Source organism: Amycolatopsis pittospori, assembly GCF_013870525.1.
Lineage (GTDB): Bacteria > Actinomycetota > Actinomycetes > Mycobacteriales > Pseudonocardiaceae > Amycolatopsis > Amycolatopsis pittospori.
On sequence record NZ_JACBXD010000051.1, the window covers coordinates 26,643 to 39,784 of the forward strand.

15 protein-coding genes and 1 tRNA gene are annotated in these 13,142 nt (G+C 67.7%); 11 read left to right on the forward strand and 5 right to left on the reverse strand.

The annotated features are described in order from the left end of the window. Positions 1-61: 61 nt before the first annotated feature. Positions 62-2,542: an endonuclease/exonuclease/phosphatase family protein gene (locus H5J31_RS25715; RefSeq protein ID WP_328701606.1), complete on the reverse strand. Its 2,481-nt coding sequence runs from the start codon at positions 2,540-2,542 to the stop codon at positions 62-64. Between the two features lie 195 nt (positions 2,543-2,737). On the opposite strand from H5J31_RS25715, the gene H5J31_RS25720 reads away from it, so the two are divergent. Further along, positions 2,738-4,075, forward strand: coding sequence for a BNR-4 repeat-containing protein (locus H5J31_RS25720; protein ID WP_181775206.1), 1,338 nt, complete (start codon positions 2,738-2,740; stop codon positions 4,073-4,075). A 125-nt stretch (positions 4,076-4,200) separates the two neighbouring features. After that, positions 4,201-4,383, forward strand: coding sequence for a hypothetical protein (locus H5J31_RS25725; protein WP_181775207.1), 183 nt, complete (start codon positions 4,201-4,203; stop codon positions 4,381-4,383). 186 nt (positions 4,384-4,569) lie between these two features. On the opposite strand, the gene H5J31_RS25730 is transcribed toward H5J31_RS25725, so the two are convergent. Next, on the reverse strand, positions 4,570-5,022 hold the full coding sequence (locus H5J31_RS25730) for a limonene-1,2-epoxide hydrolase family protein (RefSeq protein ID WP_181775208.1): 453 nt from the start codon (positions 5,020-5,022) through the stop codon (positions 4,570-4,572). A gap of 93 nt (positions 5,023-5,115) precedes the next feature. On the opposite strand from H5J31_RS25730, the gene H5J31_RS25735 reads away from it, so the two are divergent. Continuing rightward, a complete protein-coding gene (locus H5J31_RS25735) occupies positions 5,116-5,670 on the forward strand; it encodes a DUF305 domain-containing protein (RefSeq protein WP_181775209.1) in 555 nt (184 codons plus the stop codon). A 42-nt stretch (positions 5,671-5,712) separates the two neighbouring features. Then, positions 5,713-5,800: transfer RNA gene (locus tag H5J31_RS25740), tRNA-Ser, on the forward strand. A gap of 49 nt (positions 5,801-5,849) precedes the next feature. On the opposite strand, the gene H5J31_RS25745 is transcribed toward H5J31_RS25740, so the two are convergent. The 3 genes from H5J31_RS25745 to H5J31_RS25755 form a co-directional block, all read right to left on the reverse strand. Next, positions 5,850-6,056 (reverse strand): CsbD family protein, encoded by a 207-nt coding sequence (locus tag H5J31_RS25745; RefSeq protein WP_181775210.1) that lies wholly within the window; start codon positions 6,054-6,056, stop codon positions 5,850-5,852. Positions 6,057-6,140: 84 nt separating this feature from the next. Further along, positions 6,141-6,593 carry a nucleoside deaminase gene (locus tag H5J31_RS25750; RefSeq protein WP_181775238.1) on the reverse strand — a complete coding sequence of 151 codons (453 nt, stop codon included), beginning with the start codon at positions 6,591-6,593 and terminating at the stop codon, positions 6,141-6,143. 23 nt (positions 6,594-6,616) lie between these two features. Beyond that, positions 6,617-7,099: a tRNA adenosine deaminase-associated protein gene (locus tag H5J31_RS25755; protein WP_207898780.1), complete on the reverse strand. Its 483-nt coding sequence runs from the start codon at positions 7,097-7,099 to the stop codon at positions 6,617-6,619. A 76-nt stretch (positions 7,100-7,175) separates the two neighbouring features. On the opposite strand from H5J31_RS25755, the gene H5J31_RS25760 reads away from it, so the two are divergent. The 7 genes from H5J31_RS25760 (at position 7,176) to H5J31_RS25790 (ending at position 13,100) form a co-directional block, all read left to right on the forward strand. Next, a complete protein-coding gene (locus H5J31_RS25760; protein ID WP_181775212.1) occupies positions 7,176-8,405 on the forward strand; it encodes a M20 metallopeptidase family protein in 1,230 nt (409 codons plus the stop codon). 33 nt (positions 8,406-8,438) lie between these two features. Continuing rightward, entirely contained in the window at positions 8,439-8,909 is a 471-nt protein-coding gene (locus H5J31_RS25765; RefSeq protein WP_181775213.1) for a heme-degrading domain-containing protein, read from the forward strand. Between the two features lie 156 nt (positions 8,910-9,065). Further along, positions 9,066-10,154 (forward strand): chitinase, encoded by a 1,089-nt coding sequence (locus H5J31_RS25770; RefSeq protein ID WP_181775214.1) that lies wholly within the window; start codon positions 9,066-9,068, stop codon positions 10,152-10,154. A gap of 198 nt (positions 10,155-10,352) precedes the next feature. Next, positions 10,353-11,276, forward strand: a complete 924-nt coding sequence (locus H5J31_RS25775) for a dihydrodipicolinate synthase family protein (RefSeq protein WP_181775215.1) — start codon at positions 10,353-10,355, stop codon at positions 11,274-11,276. Positions 11,277-11,727: 451 nt separating this feature from the next. Beyond that, positions 11,728-12,756 carry a fatty acid desaturase family protein gene (locus H5J31_RS25780; RefSeq protein ID WP_181775216.1) on the forward strand — a complete coding sequence of 343 codons (1,029 nt, stop codon included), beginning with the start codon at positions 11,728-11,730 and terminating at the stop codon, positions 12,754-12,756. Further along, positions 12,753-12,932, forward strand: a complete 180-nt coding sequence (locus tag H5J31_RS25785; RefSeq protein WP_181775217.1) for an RGCVC family protein — start codon at positions 12,753-12,755, stop codon at positions 12,930-12,932. The genes H5J31_RS25780 and H5J31_RS25785 overlap by 4 nt, the downstream gene beginning before the upstream one ends. A 9-nt stretch (positions 12,933-12,941) precedes the next feature. Further along, entirely contained in the window at positions 12,942-13,100 is a 159-nt protein-coding gene (locus tag H5J31_RS25790) for a DUF6307 family protein (RefSeq protein ID WP_181775218.1), read from the forward strand. Positions 13,101-13,142 lie beyond the last annotated feature (42 nt).

Sequence of the window (13,142 nt, forward strand, 5' to 3'; positions counted from 1 at the left end):
TTCGTCCTCTGGATGCGGTAGTTGCACGCGCAAGTACCGCATCCAGAGGACTAATCGCGCATCAGGGCTTAGGGAAGTACGGGCCCAGGATCTTCTCCAGGTAGTCGGCCAGGTCGTAGATCGCGTCCTGGACGGCGTTGCCCGCGCTCGGCCGGAACCGCAGCACCTGCGGGTCGTGGTCGCTCGCCTGCTGCGCGAACTCGGCGTTCAGGTGCACGACGTCGTAGTCGACCCCGCGCGGCGCCTTCGACGCGAGGATGTGGTCCAGCACCTGCGACTGGCCCTCGAACACGTAGCTGTACCGCTCGTTCTCCGGCAGCGAAGCGATGAGGTCCTTCAGTGCGCCACCGGCGGTCAGGGTCTTCACCGCGGGCGAGAACGGGTAGTCGTTCAGGTCGCCGGCCACGACGATGTTCGCGTTCTTGTCGGACGCGAGCACCTTGTCGACGAAGCCGCGGAGCACGGTCGCCTGCTTGGCCCGCTGCACCTCGGAACTCCGGACCGGCGGCTGGTTGCGGCCGTGGGTCGGCTGGTCGCCGCCCTTGGAGTTGAAGTGGTTCGCGATGACGAACACGGTGCGGCCCTGGAAGACGAACTCGCCGACAAGCGGTTTACGGCTGGCTTCCCACGCTTCGTTCGCTGGGTCGACCCGGCCGGGCGAAGCGGTCAGGTGGGTCTTGCCGCGTTCCTTGACCACGTCGACCGGAGTCGTCGCGTCGCCGCCCTTTCGGTCCACAAAGGACACCCGGGCCGGGTTGAACAGGAAGCCGACGCGGATGTTGCCGCCCGGCTGGCCGCCGTCCTTGCCGTTCTCCGGGTCGATCTGGCGCCACTCGTAACGCGGGCCGCCGGCGGCGACGATCGCGTCGACGAACTTCTGCAGCGTCTGGTCCGCGGCGACGACGCCGTCGTTCGCCGGGCCGGTGTTGTCCTGGATCTCTTCCAGGTTCAGGATGTCCGGCTTCGCCAGGTTGGTGGCGATGGCCTTGGCCAGCTCGCCGAACTTCTCCGCACCGTCCAAAGCGGACAGGTTCTCGACGTTGTAGGTCGCCACCGAAAGCTCGCCGCCGCGCTGCTTGCGGGTGCTCTCGCGCTGCAGACCGTTGTCCTTGGTCGCGCCCAGCTTCGTCGCGAACAGCGTGTACCCGCCGAAGTTGCTGTACTCGACCGGGCCGGAGGTCTCGCCGGTGAGCACGTCACCGGTGTTGACCTTCGGGAACGGTACCTCGGCGAACGGGATCAGCGACGCGACCTTGAGGACGCCGGTGTTGAGCCGGTCGTAGTCCAGGTACACCGCGCCACCGTGGACGCTCGGGTTCTGCTTCGGCTTGGTGGTCACGTAAAGCTCGTTGAACGACGACGTCGGGCCGACGACGCGCGCGTCGGAGACGCTGACGATCTCGCTCTCGTGCGTCTCCCAGAAGTCCAGCGAGTACTTCGCGGGCTCGAGCGGGAGCGGTTCGATGCTGCCGCCCGGCGCGGGGGCGACGGTGTCCGGGACCGAGTCCGGCGTGACGACCGTCGGCGCCGGCAGGGCGTTGCCGCTGGAGCCGACCGTCCACTGTGCACTCGTCAGCTCGGTGAGCGACTGGTACGGCGAGGTCGCGGGCGCGTCCGGGTAGAACTCGCGGACTGTGCCGGAGGCGGTCACGGCGTCACCGACGGCCACGGCGGGCGTGGTCGAGCCGGTGAAGACGAACAGGCCCTCGCTCGTCCGCGGGTCGGCGTCGGGAGCGGGGTCGGTGATCCAGAACCCGCGAGCCGAACCGAAGCTCCGGATCGCGGTGACGACCCCGGTGACCCCGGCGACCTTCCGGTCCTTGAACGGTGAGATCCGGGTGGTGCCCTGGATTTCGTGGATCTTGGCGTCGACCGGCGGCGGACCGGTCTCGCCCGGCGTCTCGCCCTTGCCGTTGGTCGGCGTGGGCGCGCCCGAGGTGAAGTCGGCGGCGTTGTCGTCCGTGTCCGCGAGCGCCGTCCCCCTGGCGACGGACGCGGTGTTGGACGGCGCGGCGGCCGCGGCACCCTCACGGATGGTGGCACCGCCGAAGCCGACCAGATCCTTGATCCGCACGTCGGCCGCGCAGTCGGCGGCGGTCTTGCAGGTCAGCGCCGTCGTGCCCTGGACGAGCGCGATGGTGCCGGCGGTCGCGGACAGCGGGATCGAGCCGGTGGCGTCCGGCGTCGGCAGCGCGACGGTTCCGCCCGCGCCCTTCGCCTGCGCGACGAGGTACCGCGCGCCCGGCGCGACACCGCCGGTCAGCGGCGTGACCTGCCAGCTGTTCCCCGACGCGGGCGCGTACTGCACGCTGAAACCGTCGAGGCTCACGGCGACCGTGCCGCGGTTGGCGAGTTCGACGAAGTCGTTGCTCAGCGTGGCGCCCGAGTTGCCGCCACCGCCGTAGACCTCGGCGATCACGGCGTCGGCACTGGGCGCGGCGAGCGCGGCCGGAGCGGCTGCGATGGCAGTACCGCTCACGACCAGGCCGGAGGCGACGGCCACGGTCAGGGCCCGCCTAGCAGCACGTCGGGATGTGGTCACGCTGAGTCCCCTCTTCGCAAGATCGGTCGAGGAATACTCCCCCGAACAAGTGAAATGAGGAAGTCGACGAGACAACGATTCGTGACCGCTGGGCCGTTCGGACCCACTCTTTCGTCGTTTTCAGGGCTGGTTTTGCCGTGTTCTTACGTGAGAGGATCAAGGTCCGCCGCCTGCCACACATCAGGAGGCGTCTTCATGCGCGGACTTCTTTGCGCGCTCATCCCACTCCTCGCGGCAGGTCTCGTGACTCCCGCTTCCCAGGCGGCCACCGAGCCACCGGAGAAACCAGCGTTCGAGGTGATGACCCCGGCGAGCACGGTCGCGTCCCGCACCGACCGGCGGCCGAACGCCGGCGGGGTCTACGACCCGGCCGCGCGCAAGACCTTCATCTCGTGGTCCGGCAAGGCCGCGGACACCTACGTCCAGGCCTACGACCACCGCACCGGTGTCTGGACGACGCCGAAGAAGATCGCCGACGGCGAGTCCGATCCGCACAACTACCCGACGATGCTGCTCGCCGGCGACGGCCACCTGCTGATCTTCCGCGGCATGCACAACACCCGCACCGTGATCAGCCGCGCGCCGCAGGCCCATTCGCTCGACGGCACCTGGACCGGCACGGAGGTCGGCGCGGGTGATTCGGCGAGCTATCCGATGCCGGTCAAGACGGTCGACGGCACGCTGTTCATGTTCTACCGCGAGACGACGAACGAGCTCGATCCGACGGCGAACACCGACTTCCGCCCGATGAAGTACATCGTGTCCCGCGACAACGGGAAGACGTGGAAGAACTCGGTGCAGCTGACCGGGAACCCGTGGGCGTTCGGTTCACTCGGGCGCGCCGACCACATGGACGAGATCTACGTCGGCCAGCTGCGGTACCTGCCGTCGTCCGGGAAGATCCAGTTCGTCTACACGCTGGCCGGCGGCGGGCCGACGCAGCACAAACACGACGTGTACCACCGGAACGTCTACTACCTGTCGTTCGACGTGCGGACCCTGCGCTTCTCCTCCGCGGCGGGCCGCGATCTCGGCACGCAGGTCGACGACGCCGAACAGGAGCGCCACCTCGAGGTCGCCGAAACCCCGCTCGAACTGCCCGGCGGGCTCAAGTCGCCGGACTACATCCTGCAGGTCGGCACGCAGCGCGACGGAAAGCCGTTCGTCACCTGGTTCCAGTTCGACGCGGCGGGCTCGCCGCGCGATTTCGCGGGCGCGTGGAACGGACGGAACTGGGAGATCCGCGAAGTCGCGAACGGGCTCCGATTGCGCGAGATCGAACCGATCAATGGCGGCACTTGGCGCGTTTACGGCACCCGGGACGGACAACCGAACATCGAAACGTTCTTGCTCGAGAACGGACGCGGGTGGAAGCCGGAAACCGTGATCACCACACCGAAACCGGTCCAGCGCGTCGAGGTGATCGGCGGATTCCGGGACCCCGCGCGCATTCTCGCGACCGGAGCATCCAGTGCGCGTGACGTCTCGGTGGCCGACGGTGACATTTATGTGGCGGGAACGCCACGGAAATAGACCATTGGTGTTCCCCTGCCTTAAATGAACCTCAAGTCCGGGTACAACCCGGCATTCCCGGAGTTACCTTGGGCGACGTGAGGGAGGCCACACAATCCCCCTCACGTCGCCGGAGGAGGTGTCCGATGGGCTGGCTCATCGCAGGTACGGCACTCGTTCTGCTGCTGGGAATCGCCTTGGCGACCGATCTGCGCGACCGGAAACGCGGCGGACGGACGGCGCCCTATTTCGGCGGGGCGCGACTCGACGTCGTGCTGCGGGAAGCCGACATGGGCGATCGGTTTTCCGCTCGGCATATGACCTTCTGACGTTCGCCGAGGGGGGCGAACGGGGGAACTGGGGGTGCACCGCCGGTGTACGGGATCCGTCGGGGGAGGCGGAACCCGTACACCGGCGGTGTATCACGTCCGGGGTTGCAGGGACGGGGTTGCGAAAGCCACTTTCGCAACCTTCAACGTTGCGAAAGTGGCTTTCGCAACACCCCGCTTCACGGCTCAGCGGCCGTGCTCGATCTCCTGCCGCGATCGGTACTTCCCGATGAGCGACTTCGCGCCGGCGACCGCCGCCTTGCCCGCGCCCTTAGCGCTCGCGGCCAGGAACGTCGTCCAGTCGAAGTAGTCGCGCCACAGCATGATGCGGCCGTCGCGCACCTCGAACGTGCCGCACACCCAGAACTCGGCCTCCCAGGAGCCACGGCGCAGGACGTCGGTGCGTTCGGTGAGCACGATCGGGCCGTCGGCGGCGATGTGGTGGGTGCGCGCCTCGAACCCGCTGCCGTAGCGGGCCATGGCGCGCAACTGTTTCTCCACCGCCGCGAGGCCGCGCGCCGGGGGAAGCGGGACGTTCTGATAGACGATGTCGATCGCCACGAACGTGAGCGCGCGGTCGATGTCGAGCTCTTCGAGGGCCTGAAGGAAACCGGTCACCACGGTCTTCGGATCCGTCATGCCCACCGAGGCTAATCCGTTTTTGAACCGCCCGAAGGTCACAGCCGTATCACAAGGCGGAGGGGCCGGTTCACCATGACTACGGAGGTCTCAATGCGACGGCGACTGCCGATGGCACTGTTCGGGCTGGTCGTCTGGGTGCTCGCGGGCTGCTCGACGGCCACGGGCGCCGCACCGGCGGCCCAGGGCACCCCGGGCGCCAACCAGGCCGACATCACGTTCTCCCAGCAGATGGTCCCGCATCACCAGCAATCGATCCAGGTCGCGAACCTGGCCTCGGAACGGTCGGCTTCCGAGTACGTCAAGGCCACCGCGGCCAAGATCATCAAGGCCGAGTCGGCCGAGGTGCAGACGATGACCGGCTGGCTGCAGTCGTGGAACGCCGCCGTGCTCCCCGCGGCGGGCCACGCCGGGCACTCGATGCCCGGGATGATCACTTCGGGGCAGGTCGCCTCGCTGCAGAACATGACCGGCGCCGAGTTCGACAAGACGTGGCTCCCGCTGATGGCCGAACACCTGCGCAACGGCGTCACGATGGCCAAGACCGTGCTGTCGTCGGGCGAGCACGCCGAGACGAAGGCGCTGGCCCAGGAGATCGTCGAGAACCAGACGGCGGCGATCGACGAGATCACCGCACAGATTTCTTGACCCCCTGAAGGGTCGGAAAGGCCCTCCGGTATTGTTCTCGGCGGTGGCGTGTCCGAGCGGCCGAAGGAGCACGACTCGAAATCGTGTGACGGCTAATAACCGTCCGTGGGTTCAAATCCCACCGCCACCGCAGCGAAGAGCCGGTCTCCCCTGGGAGACCGGCTCTTCTGCTTGAGGCCCTACTTGTTGAACTTGTCCTTGAGGTCCTGCACGCCGCCTTCGGCGCGATCACGCAGGTCGTGCCCGGTTTCCTTGACCTGACCTTCGGTCTGGTCGGCGCGGCCGGAGTTCGCGAGGTCCTGGTTGTCGGTCTTCTCGCCGAGCTTCTCCTTGGCGGCGCCGATGGCCTGCTCGGCCTTGTCCTTCGCCTTGTCGAAAATGCTCATGGCGGATGTTCCTCCTTCGACTGCGGCCACCGATTGCGACCGCCTGCCGACGGGGTACCCGGGGAGCGGGGTCCGACACATCTGTCACCCGGTGCGGTTACCCCGTTGCCCGTGGAAGAAGTCTTCGAGCAGGGCCGCGCACTCGGTCTCCAGCACGCCGCCGACGACCTCCGCGCGATGGCTGAGCCGTCGGTCGCGGACGACGTCCCACAGCGACCCCACGGCGCCCGTCTTGGGCTCCCAGGCGCCGAACACGAGCTTCGCGACGCGCGCCATCACCAACGCGCCGGCGCACATCGTGCAGGGCTCCAGTGTGACGGCGAGCGTGCAGCCTTCGAGCCGCCAGCCGTCGCCGTAGATCTTGGACGCGGCTCGCAGCGCGAGGATCTCCGCGTGCGCTGTCGGGTCTCCGAGCTCTTCGCGGGCGTTGCGCGCGGAAGCCAGCGGAGTGCCGTCCGGTGCCAGGACGACGGCGCCGATCGGGACGTCGTCACCCGCACCCCGCGCCGCTTCGATCGCCGCACGGACGGCGGCGATGTCGGCGGAGGCGGCGAAGGAGCTCAGATCTCGTCCAGGATCTTGGCGAACTCCGCGGCGAATCCACACCGCTGGGCGACCATCTGGAGTTGTTCGTCGGGGTAGAGGTCGACCTCGCCGACGATCACCTCGAGTTCGGCCCCCGGCAGTCCGAGATCGGTCAGGATCTCCAGATCGCCTTCCGGCCAGACCGCGTCGTCGTCCTCGTCCGGGGGATCGACTCTCAGCACGTCGAGCACGTCGGCTGCGATGTCGTAGTCGAGTGCCGCGGCGGCGTCGGACAGCAGCAGCGAAGGGCCTCTGGGACTCGGCCGGACGATCACGAAGAACTCGTCGTCGATCGCCAGGAGGCCGAACGCGGCACCGGTCGAACGCAGTTTCCCCAGCTCGGTGATCGCAGCGTCGAGTTCGGCGAGCGCCCCTGGATCAAGGGAGCTGCACCGCCACCGACCGTCCTCCCGCACCACGGCCACCGCGAACCCCGTGATCGGCTCTTGCACCGCCATGCGCACACCGTATTCCGCCCGTGTTCGGAACGCACGCACGGTGCGCCCGAAGCGCCTCATGCGCCACTATCGAGACATGACCGGACCGACCGACCTGCCCACCCTCCCCGATGCGCGCTTCGCCGGATTGCTGGAAGAAGCCCGCGCGCTCCAAGCGAAAACCGTAGAGCTCCGCCGGGAGATCCACCGGAATCCGGAGCTCGGACTCCATCTGCCGAAGACCCAGGCGTCGATCAAAGCGGCCCTCGAAGGCCTGCCGCTGGAGATCACCGAGGGCAAGTCGACCACTTCGCTGACCGCCGTCCTGCGGGGTGGGAAGCCCGGACCGGCGATCCTGCTGCGCGGAGACATGGACGCGCTGCCGCTGCGGGAGGACACCGGCCTCGACTTCGCCTCCGAAGACGACGGCGTGATGCACGCGTGCGGGCACGACACCCATGTCGCGATGCTGGCGTCGGCGGCGCGGTTGCTCAGCGAGCACGTCGACGAGCTGGCCGGGTCGGTGGTGTTCATGTTCCAGCCCGGCGAGGAGGGCGAGCACGGCGCACGCCACATGATCCACGAAGGTGTGCTCGACGCCGCCGGCGAACGCGTCGAAAAGGCCTTCGGCCTGCACATCTTCACGCAGGTCGAGTCCGGCATCGTGCAGACGCGACCGGGTCCGATCATGGCGTCGGCGAACAGCTTCCACGTGAAGGTCACCGGCCGGGGCGGCCACGGCTCGGCGCCGCATCAGGCGATCGACCCGGTGCCCGCGGCGGCCGCGATGGTCTCCGCGTTGCAGACGATGGTGACCCGCAAGGTCAGTGTGTTCGAACCCGCGGTGGTCTCCGTCACCCGCATCGAGACCGGGACGACGACGAACATCATCCCGGAGACGGCGTTCCTGGAGGGCACGATCCGCACGCTGTCCGAGCGGACGCAGGCGTTCGTGCGCGAGGAACTGCCGAAGGTGTGCGAGGCGGTCGGCGCCGCGCACGGTGTCCGCGTATCCGCCGAGGTCACCCCCGGCTACCCGGTCACGGTCAACGATCCGCAGGTCGCCGGGCGGGTGCTGGAGCTGGCGGCCGAGGTCCTCGGCGCCCGCAACGCCGAGGTCATGGAGAACCCGGTGATGGGCGCGGAGGACTTCTCCTATGTCCTGCAACGCGTTCCGGGCGCGTTCGCCTTCCTCGGCGCCTGTCCGCCCGAGGCCGACCTGGCCACGGTCGAGGCGAACCACTCGAACCGCGTGGTCTTCGACGAGGACGCCATGGCCAACGGCGTCGCGATGTACGCCGCGTTCGCCCTGGACGCGCTGCGATAGCCATTAGACAACAGCGTTGATTTAATAGGTGTCATGAGCGATGACACCTTGGCCGTGCTGGCCGCGCAGGAGGAGCGCCTGGCCTTCCGCCGATTCGACAACGAAACGGCACTGGAACTGGGCCTCCACCTGCTCGCGGCGGCACGGGACCGCGCCCTTCCGGTGACGGTCTCCGTACGCCGCGGCGGGCAGCGGCTGTTCCACGCGGCACTGCCGGGCACCTCCGCCGACAACGACGCGTGGATCGACCGCAAGAGCCGGGTCGTCGACCGCTACGGACACAGCTCGTTCCTCATCGGCGAGCAGTTCCGCGCGAAGGGCACGACCTTCGAGGCCGACTCACGTCTCGACCCGGATCTGTACGCCGCGCACGGCGGCGTGTTCCCGGTGATCGTCGAGGGCGTCGGCCCGGTCGGCACCGTCGGCGTCTCGGGCCTGCCCCAGGCCGACGACCACGCGTTCGTCGTGGAGCAACTGGAAGTCTTCCTCGACAGACTGTCCTAAATAGACTATCCACGGAGTTGTCCACAGGTTGTTCACGTGTGGACAACTCCGTACGACGGCGACAAAACCGGACGAGTTCCGGTTATTTCTTGACAAAGACCGTAGTGGTCTAGTCCAATCTCTGGTGTGAGGTGAACCACACCCGAGGGAGTCCCCATGCGCCGGAAAGCCGCCGTCGGCATCGTTTTTCTCTTACTGGGCCTACTGATGCCCGCCACCGCGCGGGCCGCCATCCCGGCGCACGCCCTGGTCGGTTACCTGCACGCGAGCTTCGCGAACGGCTCCGGTTACACACGCATCGCCGACGTCCCCGACGACTGGGACATCATCGACCTCGCCTTCGCCGAGCCGACTTCCGTGACGTCGGGCGAACTCCGGTTCGGCCTGTGCCCGGCCGCCGAATGCCCGAACGTCGAATCCGAGGCCGAGTTCATCGCCGGGATCAAGGCGCAGCGGGAGAAGGGCAAGAAGGTCGTCATCTCCGTCGGCGGCCAGAACGGCCAGGTGCAGCTGACCACCGAGGCCGCGCGAGACGCTTTCGTCAGCTCGGCGAGCGCGATCATCGACAAGTACGGACTCGACGGCATCGACATCGACTTCGAGGGTCACTCGCTTTCGCTGAACGCCGGCGACACCGACTTCAAGAACCCGAAGACTCCCGTAGTGGTCAACCTGATCTCCGCACTGAAGACGTTGAGGGCCAAGTACGGCGACGGCTTCGTGCTGACGATGGCGCCCGAAACGTTCTTCGTCCAACTCGGCTACCAGTTCTACGGCCCCGGCCCGAACGGCAGCGCCGACCCGCGGGCGGGCGCGTACCTGCCGGTGATCCACGCGCTGCGGGACTCGCTCACCGTGCTGCACGTCCAGGACTACAACTCCGGTCCGATCATGGGACTCGACGATCAGTACCACACCATGGGGACCGCGGACTTCCATACGGCGATGACCGACATGGTGCTCACCGGCTTCCCCGTCGCCGGCGACGCCGCGAACGTCTTCCCCGCGCTGAAGCCGGAACAGGTCGCGATCGGCCTCCCCGCGGCGCCGTCGGCGGGTAACGGGCACACGACACCCGCGGACGTGCGCGCGTCGCTGGACTGCCTGACCAAGGGCAGCGGCTGCGGCACCTACGAACCGCACGGCACGTTCCCGGCACTGCGCGGGCTGATGACCTGGTCGATCAACTGGGACAAGTTCAACGCCTGGGAGTTCTCGAAGAACTTCACGTCGTACTTCGGCTGACGCGAGCGGTCCGCGTGTTCGGCGGGACGGCACGCGTGACTGGACGGACGGCACGCGTGATTGGAGAGACGTCACGCGTGTTCAGACGGACGGCAAAGCACAAGGGGCCATCAGTCCATACATCCTGACTTTCAGGACATCCGGCCCATTGACGCCACCGTGCTAACGTGACATGTCACATCATATATCAGATCGGACATGTCAGTGGCGCCTCTTCCTAGCTTCGACCAGCGGAAACGACGGCTGTCCGGGGTCGTGGCCATCCCGGTGACCCCGTTCGACGTCCACGGCGCCGTGGAGCCGGAGGCCTACGCGAAGCTCGTGGACCGGTTGATCACCGGCGGCGTCGACGTCGTGACGCCGAACGGGAACACCGGCGAGTTCTACGCGCTGGACGAGGCCGAGGCCCGGCATTGCCTCGAACTGACGGTCAGGGCCGCGGCGGGGCGGGCGACTGTGGTCGCCGGCGTCGGCCACGACGTCTCGACGGCGATCCGCGCGGCGCGGCACGCGCGGGAGACCGGCGCCGATCTGCTCATGATCCACCAGCCGGTGCATCCGTACGTCTCCGCGGACGGCTGGGTCGAGTACCACCGCGCCATCGCGGCGGCGGTCCCGGAGCTGGGTGTCGTGCTGTACGTGCGTGACGCGAGGATCACGGGTGAGCAGCTCGCCCGGCTCGGCGACGCGGCGCCGAACGTCATCGGCGTGAAGTACGCGGTCGCGGATCCGGTGCGGTTCGCGTCGGTGGCGCGGGACGCCGGGATCGAGCGGTTCGTGTGGATCGCCGGGCTGGCGGAGCTGTCGGCGCCGGGCTACTTCGCCGTCGGCGCGACCGGGTTCACGTCGGGTCTGGTGAACGTCGCCCCGGAGCTCTCGCTGGAGATGTTCCGCACACTGCGGGACGGGGACTTCGGTGCGGCGATGGCCGTCTGGGAGCGCATCCGCCCCTTCGAGGAACTGCGGGCCGCGGACGGGAACGCCAACAACGTCAGTGTGGTCAAGGAAGCCTTGGCACAGCTGGGTTCGTGCCGTCCGGACGTACGCCCGCCGAGCCGCGCGCTGACAACCGGTGAACGCGAAAAAATCGCCGGGCTGCTCAGGAATTGGGGGCTCGTGTAGAGCTTTTCTGACCGTGTTCACGCCCGCCGAGGTGGGCGTGAACACGGTGACAGGTCAGAGGTCGTGGCCATCGACGATCGCGGCTTGGCCCTTATGGGCGCCTCGGAGCGCGCCGTGAGGCGCGGCGGGCGGCTGCTCACCGGGCAAAGCCGGCGGGACCATGAACGCGAGGGAAACGATGTCTGGCCGGTGCTCCTGTCCCCGGTCGAACCTCGCGACCGGACGGAACCGGGGGAAGTTTCCCTCGATGCCTTTGACTGTACGCCAGATCGTGCTGGTTTGGTGAATTGCTTCCACCGGTCTCGCATGGGACGCTGGGAGAAGACCACGGAGCGCCCGTGGCGTGTTGTGGGCCCCAGTGTCTTTCTCGCCCCGAACCAGACCCCTTCGGTGTTCCGAAACCCGTTGCTGGACTGACCACTCTCACGAAACCAGAACGGTGTGATCTCCCATGACCTCCACACAGACGAGGCAGGGAAGCGACTTCGCGGAACTGTCCAAATTGGTCAAGGACGCGGGGCTGCTCGAACGGCGTCGCGGCTACTACGCGTTGAAGATCTCCTTGAACCTCCTCGCTTTCGCGGGTGGCTGGGTGGCGTTCGCGCATCTCGGGGACTCCTGGTGGCAGCTGTTCCTCGCCGCCTTCTTCGCGATGATGTTCACGCAGCTGTCCTTCATCGGCCACGACGCCGGGCACAAGCAGATCTTCCGCAGTCGCAAGGCGAACGACGCCACCGGATTCGTCCACGGCGGACTGACCGGGTTGAGCTACGGCTGGTGGATCGGGACGCACACCCGGCACCACGCCAATCCCAACCACGAGGACGAGGACCCGGACGTCAACCTCGGGGCGCTGATCTTCACCAAGGCCCAGGGCTCCGAACGGCGCGGCTTCCTGCGCTGGATGGCGAAGTACCAGGCGTTCCTGTTCTTCCCGCTGTTGCTGCTGGAAGGCCTGAACCTGCACGTGTCGAGCGTGACGGCGATCTTCCAGCGCGGCTTCAAACGACGGAAGCTCGAATCCGCGCTGATGCTGGCCCACATCGCCGCGTACCTGACGGCGGTCTTCGTGGTCCTCTCGCCGGGCGTCGGCTTCGCGTTCATCGCGGTGCACCAATGCCTCTGGGGTGTCTACATGGGCTGCTCGTTCGCCCCGAACCACAAGGGCATGCCGACGCTGTCGGCCGGGCACACGCTCGACTTCCTCCGCAAGCAGGTGCTCACCTCGCGCAACGTGCGCGGCGGCCCGGTCGTCGACTTCGCCCTCGGCGGGCTCAACTACCAGATCGAACACCACCTCTTCCCGAGCATGGCGCGGCCGAACCTCAAGCACGCGCAGGTGATCGTGCGCGACTTCTGCGCGAAGCGCGGTATCGACTACGCACAGTGCGGCTGGGCGGCGTCCTACGGCTTCGTGCTGCGACACCTCCACGAAGTCGGGGCACCGTTGCGCGCCCCGGCGACCGCGGGTGCGCGATGACCGCCGCCCGTTCTCTCGGCGACGTGGCCGCACCGGCCGCCGACGACCGCTGCTCGAGCTGCCCGCATCCGCTGTCCGCGCACGACGCGATCGCCCGCCGGTTCTGCACCGCGACCGCGGCCGGCGGGTTCAGCCGGGGCTGCACCTGCGCCACGAAGCCCGAAACAACCGAATAGAGGATCACCATGAACGCCGACACCGTCCCCGTCTCCCGCTACGAGATCCGGGTCGACACCGTGAAGAAGATCGTCAACGAACACACCGACCTCGACAACGAGGCGGCGTTCTCCCTGGCCGTGCACATGGTGCGGGCACTGGACACCGTCCCGGAGCCGGTCCGCTGACACCGGCCTCCCGAACACTGTGGCCGGGGTTACTCGCGCGTT